The sequence below is a fragment of the Desulfosalsimonas sp. genome (assembly GCF_055149105.1).
Genome location: NZ_JBSRLA010000018.1, coordinates 19,759 through 43,260, shown reverse-complemented (window position 1 = coordinate 43,260; position 23,502 = coordinate 19,759). Strand labels below are relative to the sequence as shown.

The 23,502-nt window shown below is 57.2% G+C and carries 16 protein-coding genes; 9 read left to right on the top strand and 7 right to left on the bottom strand.

The features are described from left to right. Positions 1 to 22 precede the first annotated feature (22 nt). Positions 23 to 1,453, bottom strand: a complete 1,431-nt coding sequence (gene gatB / locus ACTCIA_RS06355) for an Asp-tRNA(Asn)/Glu-tRNA(Gln) amidotransferase subunit GatB (protein WP_463000964.1) — start codon at positions 1,451 to 1,453, stop codon at positions 23 to 25. Positions 1,454 to 1,640: 187 nt separating this feature from the next. On the opposite strand from gatB, the gene ACTCIA_RS06350 reads away from it, so the two are divergent. From ACTCIA_RS06350 to ACTCIA_RS06330, 5 genes are all read left to right on the top strand, one after another. Then, complete coding sequence (locus ACTCIA_RS06350; RefSeq protein WP_463000963.1) at positions 1,641 to 1,835, top strand: DUF2065 domain-containing protein; 195 nt, start codon at positions 1,641 to 1,643, stop codon at positions 1,833 to 1,835. Continuing rightward, positions 1,832 to 2,917 carry a tRNA preQ1(34) S-adenosylmethionine ribosyltransferase-isomerase QueA gene (gene queA, locus ACTCIA_RS06345; RefSeq protein WP_463000962.1) on the top strand — a complete coding sequence of 362 codons (1,086 nt, stop codon included), beginning with the start codon at positions 1,832 to 1,834 and terminating at the stop codon, positions 2,915 to 2,917. The genes ACTCIA_RS06350 and queA overlap by 4 nt, the downstream gene beginning before the upstream one ends. A gap of 32 nt (positions 2,918 to 2,949) precedes the next feature. Continuing rightward, entirely contained in the window at positions 2,950 to 4,065 is a 1,116-nt protein-coding gene (gene tgt, locus ACTCIA_RS06340) for a tRNA guanosine(34) transglycosylase Tgt (RefSeq protein WP_463000961.1), read from the top strand. 171 nt (positions 4,066 to 4,236) lie between these two features. Next, on the top strand, positions 4,237 to 4,455 hold the full coding sequence (locus tag ACTCIA_RS06335) for a NifU family protein (RefSeq protein WP_463000960.1): 219 nt from the start codon (positions 4,237 to 4,239) through the stop codon (positions 4,453 to 4,455). Between the two features lie 47 nt (positions 4,456 to 4,502). Further along, complete coding sequence (locus tag ACTCIA_RS06330; RefSeq protein WP_463000959.1) at positions 4,503 to 5,684, top strand: pyridoxal phosphate-dependent aminotransferase; 1,182 nt, start codon at positions 4,503 to 4,505, stop codon at positions 5,682 to 5,684. A 33-nt stretch (positions 5,685 to 5,717) separates the two neighbouring features. On the opposite strand, the gene ACTCIA_RS06325 is transcribed toward ACTCIA_RS06330, so the two are convergent. Then, the gene (locus tag ACTCIA_RS06325) at positions 5,718 to 5,921 is read right to left on the bottom strand and encodes an FmdB family zinc ribbon protein (RefSeq protein ID WP_463000958.1); all 204 of its coding nucleotides are present in this window, start codon (positions 5,919 to 5,921) and stop codon (positions 5,718 to 5,720) included. Between the two features lie 328 nt (positions 5,922 to 6,249). Between ACTCIA_RS06325 and amrB the strand changes: the two genes are divergently transcribed. Both amrB and ACTCIA_RS06315 read left to right on the top strand, forming a co-directional pair. Next, on the top strand, positions 6,250 to 7,116 hold the full coding sequence (amrB, locus tag ACTCIA_RS06320) for an AmmeMemoRadiSam system protein B (protein ID WP_463000957.1): 867 nt from the start codon (positions 6,250 to 6,252) through the stop codon (positions 7,114 to 7,116). Then, positions 7,113 to 7,967: a glycosyltransferase family 2 protein gene (locus tag ACTCIA_RS06315; RefSeq protein WP_463000956.1), complete on the top strand. Its 855-nt coding sequence runs from the start codon at positions 7,113 to 7,115 to the stop codon at positions 7,965 to 7,967. The genes amrB and ACTCIA_RS06315 overlap by 4 nt, the downstream gene beginning before the upstream one ends. Here ACTCIA_RS06315 and hrpA read toward each other — a convergent pair. Further along, positions 7,964 to 11,995: an ATP-dependent RNA helicase HrpA gene (gene hrpA / locus ACTCIA_RS06310; RefSeq protein ID WP_463000955.1), complete on the bottom strand. Its 4,032-nt coding sequence runs from the start codon at positions 11,993 to 11,995 to the stop codon at positions 7,964 to 7,966. The two genes, ACTCIA_RS06315 and hrpA, sit on opposite strands and share 4 nt — an antisense overlap. A 254-nt stretch (positions 11,996 to 12,249) precedes the next feature. On the opposite strand from hrpA, the gene ACTCIA_RS06305 reads away from it, so the two are divergent. Both ACTCIA_RS06305 and ACTCIA_RS06300 read left to right on the top strand, forming a co-directional pair. After that, positions 12,250 to 14,466 (top strand): hybrid sensor histidine kinase/response regulator, encoded by a 2,217-nt coding sequence (locus ACTCIA_RS06305; RefSeq protein WP_463000954.1) that lies wholly within the window; start codon positions 12,250 to 12,252, stop codon positions 14,464 to 14,466. Positions 14,467 to 14,492: 26 nt separating this feature from the next. Then, complete coding sequence (locus ACTCIA_RS06300) at positions 14,493 to 15,683, top strand: HD-GYP domain-containing protein (RefSeq protein ID WP_463000953.1); 1,191 nt, start codon at positions 14,493 to 14,495, stop codon at positions 15,681 to 15,683. A gap of 22 nt (positions 15,684 to 15,705) precedes the next feature. Here ACTCIA_RS06300 and ACTCIA_RS06295 read toward each other — a convergent pair whose 3' ends face one another. From ACTCIA_RS06295 to mutY, 4 genes are read right to left on the bottom strand one after another with little or no spacing between them, the layout of a single operon-like run. After that, complete coding sequence (locus tag ACTCIA_RS06295) at positions 15,706 to 16,122, bottom strand: secondary thiamine-phosphate synthase enzyme YjbQ (protein ID WP_463000952.1); 417 nt, start codon at positions 16,120 to 16,122, stop codon at positions 15,706 to 15,708. A gap of 23 nt (positions 16,123 to 16,145) precedes the next feature. After that, the gene (locus ACTCIA_RS06290) at positions 16,146 to 19,610 is read right to left on the bottom strand and encodes a UvrD-helicase domain-containing protein (RefSeq protein ID WP_463000951.1); all 3,465 of its coding nucleotides are present in this window, start codon (positions 19,608 to 19,610) and stop codon (positions 16,146 to 16,148) included. Beyond that, positions 19,607 to 22,336, bottom strand: coding sequence for a PD-(D/E)XK nuclease family protein (locus ACTCIA_RS06285; protein WP_463000950.1), 2,730 nt, complete (start codon positions 22,334 to 22,336; stop codon positions 19,607 to 19,609). The genes ACTCIA_RS06290 and ACTCIA_RS06285 overlap by 4 nt, the downstream gene beginning before the upstream one ends. Further along, complete coding sequence (gene mutY / locus ACTCIA_RS06280; protein ID WP_463000949.1) at positions 22,333 to 23,445, bottom strand: A/G-specific adenine glycosylase; 1,113 nt, start codon at positions 23,443 to 23,445, stop codon at positions 22,333 to 22,335. The genes ACTCIA_RS06285 and mutY overlap by 4 nt, the downstream gene beginning before the upstream one ends. Positions 23,446 to 23,502: the final 57 nt, after the last annotated feature.

The window sequence follows — 23,502 nt, the reverse complement described above, 5'->3', positions numbered from 1 at the left end:
AAATCCGTCATTTGTCACACAGTCAGCCAAGGCGCTTTTTTAGCACCTCATTGACCACCTGGGGATTGGCCTTGCCCTTGGTCTCCTTCATGACCTGGCCGACGAAAAATCCCATGAGCTTTTTCTTGCCCTGGCGGTATTTCTCCGCCTCATCCGGATGATCGGCCACCACCCGGTCCACGATCGCCTCGATTTCCCCCTGGTCGCTGACCTGGACCAGGCCCTTTTTTTCAACAATGGTTTTGGCCTCATCTTCAGAGTCCGCCATTTCATCAAACACGGTTTTGGCGATCTTGCCGCTGATCACCCCGCTGTCAAGCAGCTCGATAAGACCGGAAAACCGGCTTGGGGATATGGGCGATTCTGTGATGTTTATGCCGCGGGCGTTTAAAAGGCCCGTGAGCTCGCCCATCATCCAGTTGCTCACCAGCTTGGGCCGGTTGACCATTTCCAGGCACTGCTCAAAATAATCGGCAAACTCCCGGGATGCGGTCAGGACCCCGGCGTCGTATTCGGGCAGGCCGAAATCAGCGATAAACCGGGTCCGCCGCTGGTCCGGCAGCTCGGGCAGGTCCTTTTGGACCTGGTCAATCCAGGTGCGGTCAATAACCAGAGGCACCAGATCCGGATCGGGAAAATACCGGTAGTCGTGGGCTTCTTCCTTTCCCCGCATGGATATGGTACGTCCCTTGTCCGTGTCCCACAGCCGGGTTTCCTGGACAATTTCCCCGCCCTGCTCCAGAACTTCGGTCTGGCGGTCTATTTCCCAGGCCAGGGCTTTTTCCACGAACTTAAAGGAGTTGAGGTTTTTTAACTCCGTGCGGGTGCCGAATTGCTCCTGTCCCTGCGGCCGGACCGATACATTGGCATCACAGCGGAAACTGCCTTCCTCCATGTTGCCGTCTGAAATATCGAGATAACGCAAAACCGCGCGCAGCTGCCGCAGATAGGCCCCGGCCTCGGCAGGAGAGCGCAGATCCGGCTCGGATACGATTTCAATCAAGGGCACGCCGGTGCGGTTGTAATCCACGTAGCTCACGGGACGGTCCGGATCATGGATGAGCTTGCCCGCGTCTTCTTCCATGTGAATGCGGGTGATGCCGATGCGCCGGGTCGTGCCGTCTTCCAGTGCAATGTCCACGCAGCCGTTTCTGGCAATGGGCAGCTCGTACTGGGAAATCTGGTATCCCTTGGGCAGGTCCGGGTAAAAATAGTTTTTTCGTGCAAACCGGCTGGTGCCTTCCACCCGGCAGCCCGTGGCAAGGGCCATTTTCATGGCATATTCCACAACAGAGCGGTTTAAAACCGGCAAAACACCGGGCATGCCCAGGCATACCGGGCAGACATGGGTGTTGGGCGGAGCGCCGAATGCAGTGGAGCATCCGCAGAATATTTTTGTCCGGGTTTTGAGCTGGGCATGGACTTCCAGGCCGATGACGGGTTCATAGCGCATGTGTGCAGATCCTTAACCTGTTTTACGTAAAATTGAATGGCTTGATAAATGCCGTGGTTCCAAACCCCTTATCTGCCACGGCTGCAAATCTTTTTCAAGCCCCGGACGGTTTTATTTTTGACAATCCATCAACCCGGCAGATATAGTAAACGATTTGAATAACGCAGCAACTCAAGGATACTCACTTATGGATTTTTTTCTGTGTGTCATCGGCATGGTCATGATTATTGAAGGCCTGCCCTATTTCACCTTTCCCGACCGGATGAAGGAAATGATGGCCAGGGTCCTGGAACTGCCGGATCAGACCCTGCGCATTTTCGGATTCACGCTCATGTTGATGGGCCTGATTCTGACCTATATCGGCCGGAGCTATTTCAGATGAACGCAAACAGTGTCACACAAGAGCAGAACCCCTATGCCATTGACGCCTATGACTATGACCTGCCCGAGGCATTAATCGCCCAGCACCCGGCAGACAGCCGCCAGGATTCGCGCCTGCTGGTGGTTTGCCGGGCGGACGGGGCTACAGCGCACCGGCGCTTCTACCAGCTTGCGGATCTTCTTTGTGCCGGTGATGTGCTGGTGGTCAACAACACAAAAGTGATTCCGGCACGGTTGTTCGGGCACAAGGCCTCAGGAGGCAAAATCGAGGTGCTGCTCATTGATTACGCAGGCAGAAAACAAACCGGCACCCGGCCGGACCGGTTTGAGTGCCGGTGCCTGATCCGGGCCTCAAAGGCCCCGCGGCCCGGAACCCGGCTTGTTTTTGATGACAGTCTGCACGCAGCGGTAATCTCGGCCGAAAACGGCACGTTTGTGGTGGAATTTACCTGCTCGACCATGTTTGAAGAAATCCTGCACAAAATCGGCCATGTCCCGCTTCCGCCCTATATCCGCAGAAACGGGCAGAAACACGACAGGCATGCCTATCAGACCGTGTATGCCGCGCAAAACGGGGCCGTGGCCGCCCCCACCGCAGGGCTGCATTTTTCTGCCGATCTGCTGGAGCAAATCCGGCAGAAGGGGGTGGAGATTGCTGAACTCACCCTGCATGTGAGCTACGGCACCTTCATGCCGGTGCGGGTCACAGACATCCGCGAGCATCAGATGCACACAGAGCATTATGAGATCAGCACGCCGACAGCAGACCGGATCAACGCAGCCCGGGCCAACGGCCAAAGGATCGTGGCCGTGGGCACCACATCCGTGCGCACCCTTGAATATGCCGCAGACGATTTCGGCCGGATCCAAAGCGGATCCGGGCAGTGCGACCTGTTTATCTACCCTGGATACCGGTTTAAGGCCATTGATGCCATGATCACCAATTTTCACCTGCCCCGGTCCACCCTGTTGATGCTGGTATCGGCCTTTGCCGGAAAAGACAATATCATGGCGGCCTACCGCGAGGCCATTGCCGAAAGATACCGTTTTTTCAGCTATGGCGATGCCATGTTCATCCACTAGAAAAACACCTGGACCCGGGAAAAAGCAACCTCATGTCTGTTTTTGCCATTAAATCCCAAAGCTCGGAAACCCGGGCGCGGACCGGATCCCTTGCCACCGCCCACGGCATTGTCAAAACCCCGGTGTTTATGCCCGTGGGCACCCTGGGCACGGTAAAGGCCCTGTCCCCGGAAGAAATTTCGACCTGCGGGGCGCAGATCATCCTGGGAAACACCTATCATCTTTATCTGCGGCCCGGCTGCGATGTCATTGATATTTTTGGGGGCCTGCACGGGTTTATGAACTGGAACGCCCCGATTCTCACCGATTCGGGCGGATTTCAGATCTTTTCCCTGGCCAAAATGGCCAAAATCACCCCAGACGGTTATGCCTTCCAGTCCCATATTGACGGCTCCCGGCATTTAATCTCCCCGGAGGATGCCGTGGACATCCAGCTCAGGCTCAACTCCGACATTCTCATGTGCCTGGATCAGTGCATTTCCCATCCGGCAGAGGAAAAAGAGGCACAAGCCGCACACGAGCTCACCCTGGACTGGGCCGCACGCTGCCAAAAGCAGGTGCAGGCAAAAAACATGGGGCAAAACCTTTTGTTCGGTATTGTCCAGGGCGGGATGTATCCGCACCTCCGCCGACTCTCGGCCCAGGGCCTTGCGGATCTGGATTTTCCCGGCTATGCCGTGGGCGGATTGAGCGTGGGCGAACCTGTGGCGCTCATGCATGAAATGGCCCGATCCACCCTGCCGCTTCTGCCCGAAAACAAGCCCCGGTATGTCATGGGCGTGGGCCGGCCCGAGGATCTTGTGGAAATGACCGGGTTTGGGGCGGATATGTTCGACTGCGTCATGCCCACCCGAAACGCCAGAAACGGCCAACTTTTCACCGCCTTTGGCAAAATCAACATCAGCAATGCAAGATTCCGCACGGATACCGGCCCCATCGAACCCGGCTGCACCTGCTACACCTGCCTAAACTTTTCCCGGGCCTACCTGCATCACCTCTACCGCACCCGGGAGATTCTGGCCTACCGCTTAAACACCATCCACAACATCCATTACTACACCACCCTGATGGGCCAACTGCGATCGGCCATTGAAAAAGATCGGTTTTTGACCTTCAGGGACGATTTTTACCGCAAAAGACAGACATAAAGACAAATCCCATGACTTTGCCCAATATCGGGGGCATCGGCGGCTGCGCCCCAAAGGCGTGGCTGAAAAATATCATTTGCAAATCAATGCAATCTGGCTTATAATTATAATTTAACCCTTGAAAAAACAAGTGGTTAATCCAACACAGACAAATACATAAGGAGACAAGAGATGAAAGAACAAGTACAGGCAGTGATTGATAAAATCCGCCCCTCATTGCAGGCAGACGGCGGGGACGTGGAACTGGTGGATGTGGAGGACGGCGTGGTCAAGGTCAGGCTGCAGGGCGCATGCGCCGGATGCCCCATGAGCCAGATGACGCTGAAAAACGGAATCGAGCGGCTGGTGAAAAAGGAACTGCCGGAGATCAAATCTGTTGAATCGGTGTAGCAAGACCATACTTGACACAATCCGAAGGGATCACAGCGGAACGACTTATGCCAATTGCCAGAAAGATGGGGGATTTTATTGAAAAATCCTCCTGGATACGGAAAATGTTTGAAGAGGGTGCGCGCTTAAAGGCCATCCACGGCGCAGACAACGTGTTTGACTTCTCCCTGGGAAATCCCAACATGGAGCCGCCGGAAGAGGTCAGAGACCATCTGGAGCAGGTCGCCGCAGATCCCGCACCAGGGCTGCACGCCTATATGCCCAACACGGGGTACCCCCATGTGCGTAAGGCTGTGGCCGATTTTCTGGGGCAAGAACAGGGAATTGAGATCACGGAAAACGAAATCATCATGACCTGCGGGGCTGCAGGGGGGTTAAACATTGTCTTAAAGGCCATTCTGGACCCCGACGATGAGGTCATCACCCCGGCGCCCTATTTCGTGGAATACGGCTTTTATGCCGACAACCACGGGGGAAGGCTCGTGGCCGTGCCCACCCGGCCGGATTTCACCATAGACGTGGCCGCCATTGAAGCCGCCATTACCCCAAAGACCCGGGCGGTTGTTATCAATTCCCCAAATAACCCCACCGGACAGGTTTATTCCGCCCAAAACCTTGCGGAACTGGGCCGGTGCCTGGAGAAAAAAAGCCGGGAGTTCAACCGGCGCATCTACCTGGTCTCGGATGAACCCTACCGAAAGATCGTCTATGACAACATCGAGGTGCCCGGGGTGTTTGACTGTTATGCAGACAGTGTCATGGCCACTTCCTATTCCAAGGATCTTTCCCTTCCGGGCGAGCGCATCGGGTTTGCGGCGGTCAACCCGGCAGCGGGCGGAAAACAGGAACTGCTTGCCGCCATGGCCCTGGCCAACCGGATTCTGGGCTTTGTCAACGCCCCGGCCCTGATGCAGCGGCTGGTTGCTCTGGTGCAGGGAACCAGCGTGGATATTGCCGAATACGACCGCAAGCGCAACCTTTTGTGCGACGGCCTGGAGCGGCTCGGATACCGATTTGTCCGGCCCGCGGGCGCATTTTACCTTTTTCCCCAAAGCCCGGTCAAAGATGATGTGGAATTCGTGGGCGCTTTGCAGCAGGAGCGCATTTTGGCGGTTCCGGGCAGCGGATTCGGCGCGCCCGGTTATTTCCGGCTCAGCTTCTGCGTGACCGATCAGACCATCACCGATGCCATGCCGGGGTTTGAAAAAACCATTTCCAAATTTCAATAAGGGCGGCCCCCGGCCGCCCGTCCGGCATTAAGCTCAGGAAAATCCCGATGAAGGATTGGGGCTGCATTTACCGGAGATGTTTTTGGCGCTCCCGCCGGAAGTGTTGACAAAACTCATTTTCCGCACCACCTGGCGGCTGCCGCAATTGTCACATGCCGGCGCCTTGTTGTCTTTTCCCAGCACAAGCGTTTCAAACACGCAATTGCATTTCTTGCACTGGTATTCATAAATGGGCATCAGAAAACTCCTGTGTCATGATTCTGTTTTTTGGGTTGTATTTATGACGCAATCGCAAAAAGTCGATTTTCAGATGGCGCCGTAAAAAGTTCAAGATCAAGGCTTGCGCAATTTCGAAGAATGCAGCGTACTTATTATCAGTACGTGAAATTCTGAGAAATCGCGCGTAACGCAGATATTGAACTTTTTACGGTGCCATCATTTATTACATGGGTTGCATTTCAATGATAACATAACCATTTTCAGAATACAGGCAAGACACAGACACAATCAAAGCACCCTGATCCACAGAGAGAAAAAATCAGTCTTATAAGGAGGTGGGGCCATTATGCGTAAGCGAAAACCCGCGTTTGCCGGTTCCTGGTATCCCGGGAATCCTGATGAATGCAAGCGCATGATCCGGTCGTTTCTGGAACAAAACCGCTTTGCCGCAAAAATTTCCGGCGCCGTTGCCGGCGGCATCGTGCCCCATGCGGGCTGGGCTTTTTCCGGGGACCTGGCCTGCCGGGTCATCGCCCATGTGCGGGGCGATACGGCAGAACCGGACCCGGACGTGGTCATCGTTTTCGGCATGCACCTGCCGCCCGGAACCCGGCCCGTTATGATGACCCGGGGCGCATGGCAGACACCCCTGGGCGATATTGAAATCCAGGAGCAGTTGGCACAAGCCGTGGCTGAAAAATTTTCCTGCGCCATTGAAACACCGGACAATTTTGTGCCGGAAAACACCATTGAACTCCAGCTGCCCTTTGTGAAACATTTTTTCCCGGATTCCAGAATAGTCACAATTGGCGCCCCCCCTTCCCAAACCGCCCTGGAACTGGGCCGGTTTGCGGCAGAAAAGGCCGCGGAGCTCAATCTTTCGGCAAAAGTGATCGGATCAACGGATCTGACCCATTACGGACCCGATTTCAACTTCACCCCAGCCGGCACAGGACCGGATGCCTATCAATGGGTAAAGAGCCAAAACGACCGCCGGGTCATTGACAAAATGCTGGAAATGGACGGCCCGGCAGTGATAGAACAAGGCCTTTCCAATCAAAACGCCTGCTGTGCCGGAGCAGCGGCTGCGGCCATTGACGCATCCAAAAGCCTTGGGGCCACTGCCGGGCACCTGGTGGGCTACGGCTCCAGTTATGAAAAAAATCCCGGCAGCACCTTTGTGGGATACGGAGGCATTGTTTACACCCGATGATGGACAATGTGCGGCAAAACCCCCTTGTTTCAGTGATCATCCCGGTTCACAACCGGCAGGACTTTATTGCCGATGCCGTGGACTCGGTGCTGGCACAAAAGTATGCGCCCTTTGAGCTCATTGTGGTTGATGACGGCTCAACCGATGACACAGCCCGAATCCTTTCGGCCTACACGGAGCGCATCCGTGTCATTCACCAGGAAAACGCCGGGGTGAGTGCCGCGCGAAACCGGGGTGTGCGCGCGGCGGCAGCCGAATGGATCGCGTTTCTGGACTCTGATGACTACTGGCTTTCCGAAAAACTGTCCCGGCAGATGGCATGGTTTAACGAAAATCCGCAGATGCGCATCTGCCAGACAGAAGAATACTGGATCCGCAAAAAAAAGCGCGTGAACCCGGGCCGGCGTCATCAAAAGCAGCAAGGCCATATTTTTGAGCCATCCCTTTGGCTCTGCCTGATCAGCCCCTCTGCGGTCATGCTGCACAGATCCCTGTTTGAGCAGCACGGGGGATTTAACGAAGCCCTGCCTGCATGCGAGGACTATGATCTGTGGCTCAAAATCACCTGCACCGAACCCGTGGGTCTGATTCCCACGCCCTTGATCGTCAGGCAGGGCGGACATGCTGATCAACTGTCGGCCCGGCCCGGGCTGGACCGCTACCGGATTGCCGCCATCTGCCATGTCATGGCCTCTGGCCGGCTCAGCCCCGGACAATACCGGGCCGCTGCAGCCGCACTTTCTGAAAAATGCCGGATTTATGCCCAGGGATGCGAAAAACGGGGAAAATTGAAACAAGCCGCCTGGTACCGGAACCTGATCCGGGACCCGTCTGCCGGGGTCAGTTCCTAGGTCATTCTCTTGATTTCCTGATACATCTGCTTTAGCCGCTTTTCTGAGACCGGGACTGCGGTTTTTAATTCCTGGGCAAACAAAGATACCGCAAATTCCTGGATCATCCAGAAAAAGGCTTCCACCTGTCGGCGTTTTTCCGCGGATGCCGATTCATCCAAAGACCGGATCAGTTCGGTGAGAAACTCCTCGAACGCATCCAGGCGCGCGGCCTTTGCCTTTTCCTTGTCCGGATCATTGATCCCCCGCTCGGCCCTTAAGCCCAGAGCCTCCAGGTACCTTGGAAGATGGGCCATGGTCTCTGTATCATAGAGCTCAATGAAATTTTCCGGGACCAGTTGGGAGATCCGGGTGCGGATCTGCTCCAGAAGCCCGGGGGCCGGGCCGGCCTTGAAATGCCGGGTTTCAAAGCCGTGGACCTGCTGCCGGGTTTTGTGATGGGCCTCAAGCACCCGGAGAACGGCCTTTTGAATCTCCATGCCCCTTTCCATGATCCGGTTGATATTTTTCTCCCCGTGGTCGTAAAATTGCGCCCGGGTCCGGATATTGACGGCAAACAGCTCGGTTTGGACCCTGTGCACCATCTGGTCGGCCACCGCGTCAGCTCCCCCGAAATACACCGCCATGGTTTTTGCCGAAGCCGGCAGGCTCATGCTGCGGCGCAAATGCTTGAAGGATTTGGCAAAATAATGGGCATACAGGCAGGCCACCCCGCTTTTATGGGTTTCTTCGGCCTGACTGCGGTTGTCTATCAGCCGCAAATCCGCCCCGTTTTTCCCGGGCACCAGGGCCGGATACACCGGCCATGCCTGTCCGCCGGCCCCGGACACGGATACGGTTTCAGGCAGATCCGGCAGATCCCAGTCCGTGAGCCCCTGTTTTTCCCATTTTTGCCTTTCCTCCTGCAGGTCATCGCAAAGCCCCTCTTTTGCCGCACCCCGGGTCAAAACAGATCTGTCCCGGCCGGCGGCCAGCTCCTTTCCCTCCGGATCCACCAGGGAAAACCGGAGCCGGAGATGATCGGGCAGCGCATCCTCGCTCCATGCGTTTGCCGGAATATCCACATGAAATGTATCATATATAAACCGGCTCAGACTGCCGGCAAGAGAATCGCGATACATGGGCATCTCACCCATGATCCGCGAAACCGTCTCAGAAACCGGAACCAGTTGCCTGCGCCATTTTTTGGGCAGGTTACGGATAAGGGCGGTGATTTTTTCCTCCAGCAGGCCCGGCACCACCCAGTCCGTGCTTTGTTTGGGCACCCGGCCGGCGGCCGAGGCCGGCACCCGGATTGTAACCCCGTCATCATCACCGCCTGGATTAAACGCATATTCACAAAAAAACCGCTGCCCTCCCAGCCGGATCTGATCCGGGTACAGGGCCAGCTCGTCTGTGTCTGCATCAGCGGCCATAAGATCCTGTTCAGACATTTTTAAAAAATCGTCCGAACCCGCATCCCGAATCTTTTTTTTCAGGGTGCGCATATCATAAACCCCGGAAAGCCGATCTTTGTAAAACGCCATCATATCGGCCTCACCGGCCAGCAGATCCCGTCGGCGGATGCGGTTTTCCCTGTCCCGGATCTGCTCGGCCAAAGACCAGTTATGGGTCATAAAGGGCAAAACCGTCTGCACATCGCCTTCAATCAGGGCGTTTCGGATAAAGATCTCTTCTGCCGCATCCGGATCGATTCTGCCGTATAACACGGGCCTGGCCGAAACAATGATGAGCCCGTAGAGGCTGACCTGCTCGTCTGCCACCACAGCCTCGCGTTTTTTCTCCCACCTGGGGTTGAGATGGGTGTATTTGCACCTGGTCCCGCCCAGGGCTTCGAGCCAGGCCGGATCGATATTGGCACAGGTTCTGGCAAATTTCCGGGTGGTTTCCACGATCTCTGCGGCAACGATCCATTCACCGGCCCTGTTAAACAGCCCTGAGCCCGGAAAAACCATCACCTCCTGCTGCCGGGCGGCCCAGTAAAGGTTTTTTTCCCTGCGCCGGGCGATATTGGACAAAAACCCGCTGGTCACGGACTTGTGAACCGCGGTGTACAAATCGGAAAAATCCGGTTTCCCCTTTTTGGCAGCCGTCTTTTTTTCCTTTTCCTGGTTTTCCGGCCCGGAACCGGGCAGGGGGCGGATTTCGAGCCCGGATTCGGCCAGCAGGTCCACCATCTGGTCATAAACATCAAACCATTCGCGCATGCGTTTAAATGAAAGAAAATAATCCCGGCAAAAGCGCTTGAGCTCGCCGGCCCGGACCCTGGGCCGGATGTTTTCACTGTTTTGGGTACAGGCGCAAAACAGGTTGTAGAGGGTGATAAAATCCGAGGCCCGATCCACAAAAGGCGCCCGTACCTGATCAGCCTTGGTCTCCTTGCCCTCTGGCCGCTCCCTGGGATCGATCACGGAAAGGGCTGCGGCCACCACCGTGACCGGGCCCAGACATTGGTTTTGGTCCGCCTCGATAAGCATCCGCGAAAGCCTTGGATCCAGGGGCATTTTGGCCATGATCCGGCCCTTTTGGGTCAGGCGGGGCATTTTGGCGGACCCTTTTTTCCCCTTGGCCGGCTTTTCAACAGCTCCGAGTTCATCCAGGATATCAAATCCGTCTCTGATCTGTTTTTGCGGGGGGGCGTCCACAAAGGGAAAATCCCGGATCGCACCCAGGCGCAGGGAAATCATGCGTAAAATCACCTCTGCCAGGTTGGCCCGCAGGATCTCGGGCAGGGTGTAGACAGGCCGGGACAGATAGTCCTCTTCGGAATAAAGCCGGATGCAGACCCCGTTTTGCACCCGGCCGCATCTGCCCATGCGCTGGTCTGCGCTGCTCTGCGATATCGGGGAAACCGGAAGGGCGGTGGTGCGGGTGCCGGGATGATAGTGCGAGACCCGGGCCAGGCCCGTGTCAATAACGTACTTGATGCCCGGGATGGTAATGGAGGTTTCAGCCACGTTGGTGGCCACCACGATTTTTCTTCCCCGGGCCGGTTGAAATACCCGTACCTGGTCGACTGCGGCAAGCCGGGCATACAGGGGCAGGATCGCAGCGTTTTTGTATCTTCTGCCCTCAAGGATCTCGCATGTCTCGCGGATATCGCGTTCCGTGGGCATGAAGATCAGGACATCGCCAAAGGCCGACTCCTGTTCAATGCGGTCCATGGCCGCAGCAGCCGCGTCCACGTAAGAATATTCCCCTGCCTCGCCGCCGGCGTCCTCCGGAGGCAACCAGCGCACCTCCACCGGATACATGCGGCCGGAGACCTCGATGATGGGCGCATCTCCAAAGGCTTTTGAAAATTTTTCCGTGTCAATGGTGGCAGATGTGACAATCACCTTCAAATCCGGGCGGGTGCGGACCAGGCCCCTAAGCAGTCCCAGGAGAAAATCAATGTTGAGGCTTCGCTCATGGGCCTCGTCCACGATCAGGGTGTCATATTCGTTTAAATACTTGTCCCCTTGCGTTTCTGCGAGCAAAACCCCGTCTGTCATCATCTTGATCACGGTCTGGTTGCTGACCCGGTCGGAAAACCGGATTTTGCAGCCCACACTGGCCCCGGTCTGCTGGCCGAGTTCCTCTGCGATGCGGTCTGCCACGGTGACCGCGGCAATGCGGCGGGGCTGGGTGCAACCGATGCGCCCGTCAATACCCCGGCCGGCCTGCAGGCAGAACTTGGGCAGCTGGGTGGTTTTGCCCGATCCGGTCTCCCCGGAGATGATCACCACCTGGTGGGCGGCAATGGCTGCTGTGATCTCATCCTGCTTTTCCCATACAGGCAGATCCGGGTTGGCTGAAATTTCCGGGAGATTGTCCATACGCTGTTTTCGCACGGCAATGGAGGCATCAATTCGCTTTTCTGCGCGCTGAAGAATGTTTATCGGATCTTTGGGCTTTTTTTTGCCGGCATTGCCCTTTTCAAGACCACGGATTTCGCGCTCCACGGCATGCCGGTCGCAGTGAAGGGCGCGGTCCGTCTTTGATCGAAGCCGGGCGATTTGTTTCCGGATTTGTTGACTTGTACTCATACGGCAAATATTGACTGGTTGAGTTGTATCCCAAAAAAAACATGCAAGCCGCCTTTTCCGGGCAAACCGGCGAAAAACAGATCACCTGCGGCATGCAAGGGCAACATAGCGAGCCTTTTGGGCAAAATCAAGGAACACCCAAAATTTCAAAATAAAAATAGATTTTTTCCACTTTTAAGCCCCCGTAAAATATGTTAAACGAATTGTGCACAGCAAAAGGCATTCCTGCATAACCGCCAATTCGGACACGCGCAATGATCAAGTATATTGACCGCCGGATTTTTCCGGTCTGTTTTCTTGCGTGTTTTCTGCCTGCATCCGCAAGAGCAGAAACCGCCCCTTTTGTCAAACAAACCGGGACATGGCTCTGTCAAACCGGCTATGCCGGATGGGTCGGGGCGGCGGCCGGTTTGCTGACCTTTGTGCTGGCCTGCTTTCTGATTTTGCTGCTGCGCCAGCAAAGCAGAATCCGGAAAATGAAAGCCGAAATCAACCGGCAGCGGAAGACCGCAGACAAAGCCATCCGGCAGCAGCAGTCAATGGAAGACATCCTTAACCATCTAAATGATTATGTGTTCTTCCACGATCTTTCCGGCAATTTTTCTGAATTCAACAGCGCCGTGAGACGGGATTCAGACTATTCAGCCACCGAGTTAAAGCAGATGAATCTCAGAAACCTGGTGCGCGCCCCCTATCTCCCCCAGGTAGACCAATATCTTCAACGGGTCCGCAAAAACGGCAAGGACCATGGCTACCTGCGGCTGGTCAACAAGGACGGAAAAGACCTGATCCTGGAATACACCAGCACCCTGATCCACAAAAGCGGCGGCGGGGTTGCCGGCGTGCGCGGCATCGCCAGAAACGTCACCGAACAGCACAAAACGCGCAAAGCCCTGAAAAAAAGCGAAAAAAAATACCGGACCATTTTAAACACCATTGAAGACGGTTATTACGAAGTGGACCTGGCCGGTCATTACCGGCTGTTAAACCGTTCAATACTCCGCATGCACAATTACACATGGGAGGAGCTCAAGGGGCAGAGCTACAAAAAGCTCATTGACGAAGAAGACGTTCAGTCCGTATTTGAAACCTTCAACTACGTCTACCGAACCGGAAATCCGGTCAAGGCATTTAACTGGAAAGCCCGCAGAAAAGACGGCAGCATCCTGCACCTGGAAGCCTCGGTCTCCCTGCTCTACGACAATAAAGGAAAACCCGCGGGTTTTCGGGGGATCACCCGGGATATTTCAGAACGCATCCAGGCCCGAAGGAAAACCCGGCAGCTCGAAGCCCGGCTTCAGCAGGCTCAGAAAATGGAATCCATCGGCACCCTGGCCGGAGGTATTGCCCATGATTTCAACAATGTACTGTTTCCCATCATCGGATATACGGAACTCGCCCTCCAGGACATCCCTTCGCAAACTCCGGCGGCTGCAAATCTGGAAAAAGTGCTCCAGGCTGCTGACCGGGCCAAGGGGCTGGTGCGCCAGATTCTGGCCTTCAGCCGCCAGAGCACCGAGCAGGATCCGGAACCTGTGCGGGTTGAGCCCATCATCAAGGAAACCCTGAAACTGCTTCGCAACACCATCCCCGTATCCATTGAAATCCACTCAGACATCCAGCAGGATGCGGGCGAAGTGACCATTCACCCGGCCCAGCTCCACCAGGTGATCATGAACCTGTGCACCAACGCCTATCACGCCATGGAAAACCAGCCAACCGGAAAACTTGAAATCAAGCTCAGGCGGGTGCGGGTCACTGCTGAAAACACCGGACTCCATGCCCAGCTTGATGCCGGCGCCTATATCCGCATCACTGTATCAGATACGGGATGCGGCATGTCCGCCGAGGTGATGGAAAAGATTTTTGATCCATATTTTACCACCAAATCCCAGGACAAAGGCACCGGCCTGGGCCTGTCAGTGAGCTACGGGATTGCTCAAAACGCCGGGGGCATCATTATCACAAACAGTACACCCGGGAAAGGAAGCCGCTTTCATGTTTACCTGCCAGCAGCCAAAAGCCGCCAGGACCGGCAGCCCGACCCGAAACCCGACACTGGCCTGCCTGAAGGCAGTGAACGAATTTTGCTGGTTGATGATGAAAAAGGGGTTCTTGAAGTCGAACAAATGACCCTGGAAAAACTGGGTTACCAGGTCACTGCATTTTCTGACAGCCCAGAGGCGTTTAATGCCTTTAAAGCCAACCCTGATCAATTTGACCTGATCATCACCGACCAGAGCATGCCGCAGATCAGCGGCATTGAGCTGGCCCGGAAAATCCGGCAGATCCGCAGTCATGTCCCGGTGATCCTGTGTTCCGGGTACAGTGAAAAAATCACGCGGGAAACCACCCTGGAAGATGACATCCAGGCCGTTTTGCTCAAGCCCATCTCCAGGCAGGAAATGGCCGGGGTCATTCGGAAAACCCTTGATTCCATGGGGCAAATACCTGTAAAAGAACAAAAGTGACAAAAAAGCAGGAAAGCAATGCATTGATGAATCTTCAGAATGTAAAAATACCATCCGAGATTCCCGTACTGGTGGTCGATGATGAGACGCCCATCACGGAAATGCTTTTTCAGGCCCTGTCCAAGGCCGGCTACACATGCCGCACAGCCGCAAACGGAGAGCAGGCCCTTTCGGTTATGGCTGAAAACCATTTCGATGTTGTGCTCACTGACATCCGTATGCCGGGCATGAACGGCGTAGATCTGCTGAAAAAAATCAAGGCCGCTTATGACAGCGATGTTATGGTCATGACCGGATTCACAGAAGACTACAACTACGAGTCCATTGTCACGGCCGGGGCAAGCGATTTCATCCAAAAGCCCATCAGCTTCAAGGAACTGATGATACGGCTCAAGCGCGTGCTGCGCATGCGCTATCTGCTCGTGGAACGGGACCATATCAATACGGAACTCCAGAATTCCGTTAAAAAACTGGAAAAATACTCTGTTGAGCTCAAAAATGCCTTAATCGAGGTGGAAGAGGCGCATGAGGAACTCCAGTACGCCTACCTGGACACGATCAACCGTCTGGTCAGTGCGGCGGAATACAAGGACGAGGAAACCGGCGATCATATCGTGCGCATGAGCCGCTACTGCACCCTGATGGCTGAAAAAATCGGTCTTGCAGATGAAACCGTCAAACTCATCCAGTACGCCTCTCCCATGCATGACATCGGCAAAATCGGAATTCCCGACCAGATCCTGCTCAAGCCCGGGCGGCTGACCGCCGGGGAATTTGAAACCATAAAGACCCATACCACCATCGGCGCCAGCATCCTGGGCGAATCCAGAGCGGATGTGCTCAAAACCGCCCATGAAATCGCGTTGAACCACCACGAAAAATGGGACGGATCCGGATATCCCAGGGGCCTGAAAAAGGAAGAAATTCCCATCAGCGGGCGCATCGTGGGCATTGCCGATATTTTTGATGCCCTTACCTCCAGGCGCCCCTACAAGGACCCCTATCCCCTGGAAGTGGCCGTGGAAATCATCCGCTCAGAACAGGGGATCAAGCTTGACCCGGACCTGGTGGCGGTGTTTATCAGCAACATCAACCAGGTGGAGCAGATCCGCCGGGAAGTCGGAGAGATCGAACACCCTTCTCTGGCCGATTTTGCCTGGAGCGAACGCGACCAGGCCGTGCACATGGACCGGCTCATCGCCCCAAGGCTGAAATAAACCTGATTATCCGGCCTTTTTGTTATTCCCCGATGATTTTGACCAGAACCCGTTTTTTGCGGCGGCCGTCGAACTCACCGTAAAAAATCCGCTCCCAGGTACCAAAATCCAGCCGCCCGTCTGTTACGGCAACCACGGCTTCCCGGCCCATGACCTGGCGTTTCATGTGGGCATCGGCATTGTCCTCGCCCACGTTGTGGCGGTACTGGGACACCGGCTCATGGGGAGCCAGCCGCTCCAGCCACTCGTCATAGTCCTGGTGCAGTCCGGATTCGTCGTCATTGATAAATACCGAGGCTGTGATGTGCATGGGATTGACAAGCGCGATGCCCTCTTTAATCCCGCTTTCAGCCAGGCATTGTTCCACCCGGGGTGTGATATTGATAAACGCGCGGCGGGTGGGAACGTCAAAAACCAATTCCTTGCGATAAGATTTCATTTGGCCTCCTTGCTTTGTTTGTTTTATTCCTGCAAATCCGACCAATGGCGCCAGGCCGGGATCATGGGAAAATACAGCCCCAGGCACACAATGCGGCCGGGCTCCATCTGGCGCATCAAGGCGGCATACCTGTCCATCTGAGCCTGATAGCGCTGCTGTTCACGGTCCAGAAAGGCCCCGATGCCGCCGCCGCTGTGAATGCCGGTTTTATAGTCAATGATCCGGCGTACATTATTTTCATCCACAAAGGTGCGGTCAATGATGCCGTGGATGAGCTCACGGCCGTAAAAACCGCTGACCCCGTATTCACAGGCGCCCCCATGATGGGCCGATAAAATCCATCTTCCGGTTTCATGGGAAATGGCATTGGACAGGGCGGTTTCGACCTGGGCCACGGCATGGCTGATCTCTGCCTGCCCCACGCCCTCAAATTCAAGCTGTTTTTGCAAAACCGGCCGGATTGCCGCAATTTTCGCAGCGCTCCAGTTTTCCGGACCCTGCTCGCAGATTTTTTTCAGCCACCTGTGCACCACAGACCCCACATGGCGCACGGTCATCCCGGCCCAGTCAAACCGCGGCAAAAGCGATTCGTCTCCTGAATCGGCTATCCCTGAATCCTCCGGGATCTGCAAATCCGGGAACTCCCCCCTGGCTTTCACGGATACGTCCGCAGGCGGGGCAGGGGGGTGCCAGTGGGCGGCCAGCCTGTAAATGCAGGGATGGGAAGTTTCCTGGTCTTTTGCCGGCGCATCTGCGCCAGAGGGTTTTTTCCGGGCTGCGGCCTGTTGAAATTCTTCTGAGACAGCCGGCCAGAGCACTGCCAGCAGGGAGCGGGAATCGGGTTTCATGAGATTTCCCTGCCGGTCCAAAAATGCTGCGCCAAAAATGTGAAGCCGCTTTTTTGCCCGGGTGGCGGCCACATACAAAAGCCTTCCGGCTTCATGGTTTCTTCTTTCCTGCTCAAGGCGCCAGATATACTGATAAGTCGGGTCCGTATCCTCTCCGGCCCCGGAAATCGGGGCCATCAGGAGCGACTTTTCAAATGGCGCCCCTGCGCGCTCCTGCCAGAGCAAAAGGGCCGGATCCTGGCCGCGCGGGGCCTTGTGCAGCCCGGGCAGAATCACCGTGTCAAACTCCAGGCCCTTGGCCTTGTGAATGGTCATGACCTGCAGCCGGCTGTCCGCACCCGGATCAGGCTGGGCAAACAACTCCATTACCCCCTGTTCAAAGGCGTCCATATCCGCCAGGGGCTCTGCGCCGGCCCGGGCCTCCACGTAATCGAGATAAACATCCACGTCCGCCAGATCAGCCGGATCTGCGGCAGCCGGACCGCCCATGGCCATCCATGCCTCTTCCACCCGCCGCCGCAGGCTCTGTCTTGCCCTGCGCTCCACTGCCGCATCCAGCACCGGCCGGATGCGCTCCAACCGCATGCGGCCGTCATGGCTTACACCAGCCAGTCGGTCCGGATCATGGATCAATTCCGGGACCGGGGTTTTGAAATCATCGCCGGCAATGGCGTGCAGGTCCTTTAGCGTCAGCCCGCACCAGGGCGCCCGCAGCACAGACAGCCAGGCAATGCGGTCTGCCGGATGGTTTATTGCCCGGGTCAAAGACACCAGATCCCGAATCACCGGCCGGTTGCCCAGGGCATCGATTTCCACTGCACAAAAGCGCAATTTCGCAGCCCGCATTTCCGGAACAATGGCCTGCAGATGCGGCCGGCTGCGCACCAGCACGGCTACCGTTTCCCGACTGTCGCACTCCAGGGCCTGCTGCACGCAGCAAACCACATCTCTTGCCTCTTGGACATTCACGTCGTCCTTGTTTTGTTTTGCATAAACACCCGCATGGACAAACACGGCCTCTTCCCGCCCCCCGGATGCCGCGGCAGTGGCGGGCATGTAGGGCACGGCTCCGGAGTCTGCATCAGCGGTTTCCGGCAGCACCTGTGAAAATGCGGCATTGACCCATCTGACAATGCCGGGGCCGGAGCGGAAATTGGTTTCCAGCAGCAGGGGCTCTAAGGGCAAATGGGTATCGAGTCCCTGCTCCCAGGCGGTTAAAAACAGGCCCACCTCTGCCTCCCGGAATCCGTAGATGGACTGCATGGGATCGCCCACGGCAAAAAAGCTTCTGCCGTCTCCCGGGACCCACCCGGCGGTGAGCTGCTGCATGAGGGCAAACTGGCTGATGGAGGTGTCCTGGAACTCGTCCATGAGAATGTGGGATATCCGGTAATCCAGAGACAGGGCAAGATCGGTTGGTTCCTGGGCATCGCCCAGGGCGGCCTTGGCCCGGATGGCGATTTCGGAGAAATCCACCTGCCCGGTTTGTTGGAAAATGGCCGCCAAATGTCCGGCCGCCCGCTTTAAAATCACAAACAGCGCCTGGAGAAGCGCCCACTGGCCGTCGGTGTAGCCGGCCGCCGGCAGGCGGCGAAACCCGTCTATGATTCCGGCCAGCTCAGGGTCTGTGTCCAGGGCGGCCACAAGGTTTTTAAACTGACGTTTCCTGGCTTCAAAAAATGCCTTTTGCCCGGAATCGCGCACCGAGGACGGGGCCGGAAACCCGGTGCTCCTGTTTACGGTCTTGCGCCACTGGCCGTCTTTGGTCAAAAGCAGATGCGCAATGCCCTGCCAAAGGGGCAGATCCCCGATGTCCGTACCCGGCAGGCCGGAAAGCTCCCGGGCCGCGCAAACAGGGGACTCCGGGTCCGCGTGTTCGAGGTTTTGCCCGGCAAACCCGCACAAATCCGCCAGATCCATGATACAGGAAACCGGAAACCGATCCCGGATCTGCTCCAGGGTGTTTTTGATCACATCTGCCATGGCCGCCTCCAGCATCCGCCGCAGACCGTCTGCATCCCGGATATCGGCCACATGGCGCATCCACTGCTCCCGGCGGGGCAGCATCAGGGCCACGAGATTTTCCACCAGATCCAGCCGGTTGTCCAGGTGGCGCACCAGGGTCTCCATGGCTGCAGCTTCGGGTCCGGCTGCTTCCAGTTCCGCCACCGTGTTTCTGGCAGCCCGGGCATAGAGATCCGCCGGGTCTTCTGCAATACGGCCCGGCGCACCGAATCCGGAGAGCACCGGCATCTGGCGGGTCAGGCCCGCGCACAAGGCGTCGATGGTCATAATCCGCATCCTGGAAGGATCTTCCCGGATTTTCCAGTTCAGATCCGCGTCCCGCTGGCACACATCCCGGGCAAGCTCCCATGTGACGGCCTCGTGCTCCTTTTCAGGCCGGCTGCCGGCTTGCGCCCCGTCTATGGCCCCGAGCACCCGGTTGCGCATCTCGGCTGCGGCCTTGCGGGTAAAGGTGATGGCCAGGATTTCCTCGGGATGATTGACCCGGCAAAGCAGTTTCAGATACCGCTGGATCAGCAGTCCGGTTTTGCCCGATCCCGCCGGGGCCTGGACAATAAAGGCGGTTTCCGGATCCAGGGCGCGCTGGCGCTGGTGTTTATCGGCAATATCGTTCATTGCACCCCTTCCCCGGCCGGATTTTCACGGCCGGCCTCCAGTATCCGGCACAGGCCGTGCAAATCGCAATACCGGCAGGTTTTGTTCACCGATTGCGGGGATACGGGCGCATGGCCGGAGGCGATTTCTTTGGCCAGCTGAACAAGTCCCTGCTCCCAGCTGCTTATCACTTCGGCCATGCTGCCGGCATCCGGTGCCAGCTTGTTGTCGTCTGCCACACAGCCGATGCCGTCCACAAGGCCCTCTGATGCGGCAATGCCCAGATAGGCGCAATTTGCCTTTTTTACCCGGGCAAAAAGCACCCCGGCCAGGTTTTCACCGCCGATGGCCAGGCTGTAGAGGGGAAGCTGGGGCTCGGCAATGCGGTCGGTAAACCAGTCACTGGCCGAGGGCGAGCCGGTCTTGTAATCAATGATGATTTGCCGGCCGTCTTCCAGGCGGTCAATGCGGTCGGCAAACGTGCGGATGGCCATGTTGCCCACAGACACATGAATCCGGCTTTCCAGGGCTTCCACAACAAACCGGGCCCTGTTTTTTTCCTGGTTGATCCACTCGGCCAGCAGGCCGGCCAGCCGGTCGGTTTCCACCCGGCAAAACCCGGGGGTAAAGGTTTCGGGCATGTGCGCGGCCATTTTTTCAACCGCCCCGGCCACGGCCTCCTGGATGCAGACGGCCAGCCCGGGTTCATCCATATCCGCCAGGCTCTGATAATCCCTGACCCGGCGCCACAGCCCCTCCAGGGCATAATGGACCAGGTTGCCCCGGTCCCGGGCGTTTAACCCCGGCGCCGGCATCTCCAGGCCCCGCGCGCCCAGCCGGTACCGGGCATAGGCCTGAAACGGGCAGGCGGCCTGGGATCTGAAAATCCCGGTACCCCCGGAGACCCCGGCACCCGGGGGTACCGGGGCGCCGGAGACATCTGAAAGTTTTTCCATTTGAGCCGGGGCCGCCAGGCTGATCCATGTATCGGCCTTGTTCAGAAATTCAAACTCCCGGGGGCCGGCTTCGGGCAGATGGGCGATCAAAGGACTTGGCAGGCGCGGGCTGCCCCCGTCGCTCTGCCCCCAGGAGCAGACCACCCGGTCTGCCCCGCCCAGCAGCCGGGCGGTCATCTGCCGGGCCCAAATGAGTTCCCGTTCCGGGCTGCAATGGGGCAGGCCCAGGGCCCGGGACACTGCTGACGGAATAAAGGCATTGGGCCGGGCCGAAGGCGGCCAGGCATCATGATGCATACCCATGACCCACAGATGATCAAACTCCTGGCCCGCAGCCTCCAGCAGTCCCAGGATCTGCACGGGCGCCTCGGGCTGTTCAGGCGCAAACGGGATCTGATGCAGCATGGAAACAAAAATCTGCCGGGCCCGGGCAAAGCTCAGGTTCCCGGCTGCCGGATACAGCTTTGCAAACCGTTCCAAAGCCTGCCTGAAAGCAGCCACGGACTGATACTCGGCACTTGTCAGGCTGCGCTGGCCCGGCCAGCCCGCGGCATCCAGGATTCGGACAAAGATTTTTGCCCACTGGTCCGGGGCATTGTTTTGGGGCAGGCCCCGGGCCTGGTGCTGCAAACCTTGCAGCAAATCACTCAATACAGGAGCATCTCCTGCGCCCGCCAGCGAGCGGGCCAGAAATGCCACCCGGGAGACAGACAATAGAAAATCGCCCTGTTCCCGAAGGGCCGCATCCACCACGGCCCGGAAATGATATTCACTCTGGCCCCCGTCCAGAAACGGGCTTTGCAGAAGCCGGCTCCAGGCGGCTGCATCGGCTTTCTGCTTTTGGGCCAGCTCCAGGATTGCGCACGCGGCTGCAGGCGCCGGATATTGCACGAGCATGGGAGGCGCTGAAATGTTGAACACCGGATGCTCCACAGGATCGGCAAAACCGGGCACAGACGGGTAAAACACCTGTTCAAACACACGCAGCACCCGGCTTCGTTCTTCAGCCAGATTCATGCAGACCACCCCGATGCGGGCCTCCGGATCACCCTCCACCCGGTCTCTGGCCCATTTTGCAGCAGCCCGCATTTCTGCGGCATCGTCTTCAAATCCCGCCCGGCAGACATCTGCCCGCTTTTGGGCAGCAGCCAGGGCCGTCACCCGGACACCTCGGTGAAAGAGGGCCTCAAACAGATCCCGGTCCGCAGGGGCGATCTCGTCAAACCCGGCCAGAATCAGGCCGGAAACATTTATGAAACTCCCGGCTTCAGCCGCTTTTGCCAGGCAACCAGCCAGCCCGGCCCGGTCCATGAACCCGGCGTCTTTGCACAACTGCTCAAACCTCTGGGCCCATGCGGCAAAAACCGCAGGGTCCGGGGCCTGCCAGTGTTGATCCGCACCCACGGCAACCTTCCACTCACGGCAGAGGGCCCAGGCGTCCTGCACGCGCCGGGCGGTTGCCCGGGTATCGAGAAGCCCGGCCCCGGCTTCGGACTCAGAGATGATTTTTTCCCAGATCAACTGCTCCTGGAATTCGTCCAGCAAAAGCACCGGCAGATCACCGGGCTGCTCCTGCCACAAATCTTCTGCCAGATCTGCATACACCCGGGCCAGCCAGGCCGTGTACGGCAGAATATCCGGACTTTGCCAGGCCCGACACCCCCGGGCCTGGCAAAAGCGGGCGTATTGCCCGGAAAGGCTTCTGGCCAGACGGCGGTTGACACATACCAGGACGTCGCCGGACTGGATCTGCTCAAAACATTGCTGAAGGGAAATTTGCCGGATATTCAACTCAGGGCACCTGTGATTGATTCAACTGCCTGGCGTTTTTCCATCAGGGCCGGCAGAAACCTGCGCGTCATGCCGGTAAAAGGGCGCTTTTGCAAAACCCCCACTCCGGCCCATTGAAAATCAGCCGGCCCGTTTGGCCGGATGCGCCCTGCAGCATAATCGCAGATCACCACCCGGGCTTCAACCCGGAAATGGGTGTAGGCATGGCGAACCCGGGTCCATTCATATGCGTTTTGCACCCGAAGGTTGACTGTCTGGCCGGCAATGCGGTGGCAGGCATCAATTGCCGACTCCCCCCCGCTGATGCGGCCGCCGGGAAATTCCCAGAGCCCGCCGAGAAGGCCGTTTTCCGGCCGGCAGACAATCAAAACTTTCCGACCCTTTTGAATCACGACCGCAACCAGCCGGTGCAAAGGCACAGGCCGGGTTTTGCGCCGCACTGGAAACAGATCCGTCTCGTTGCGGCCATATGCCAGGCAATGGGAGAATACCGGACAATTCCGGCAAAAAGCGGTCTTCGGCCGGCAGACCAGGGCCCCAAGCTCCATGAGCGCCTGGTTAAAGGCACCTGGCCGCCGGCAGTCCAGCAGATCTGCGGCCATGGCCGGATAGGTCTTATGGGCGGCCGGGACATTGACCGGGGCGGGATCGGCAAAAACCCTGGCAAGCACCCGCTTGACATTGCCGTCAGCCACCGCAAGGGGCCGGCCAAAGGCAATGCTTAACACGGCTGCACCAATGTATGGCCCCACCCCGGGCAGGGCTGTAAAGGCCTCAACAGTATCCGGCACCTTTCCCTGATAGTCTGCTGCCACAATGGCCGCGGCCCGGTGCAGGTTCCGGGCCCGGGCATAATATCCCAGGCCCTCCCAGCTCTTGAGCACCTGCTGAAGCGGGGCTGCAGCCAGGTCTTCAATTGCCGGAAAATTTTCCAAAAAACGAAGGTAATAGCCGATAGCTGTGTCCACACGCGTCTGCTGCAGCATCACCTCCGAGACCCAGATACGGTAGGCATCGCTGGTGCGGCGCCAGGGAAGATCCCTGCCATTTCTCTGATACCAGTTGATCAGGGCCTGCTGAAAATCATTTTTTTTCTGCGGATCAAGCATGTCTTTTATTTTTAAGCCTCAAGGGGTTTTTCCGGAACACGGATTTTTGCGGCTAAC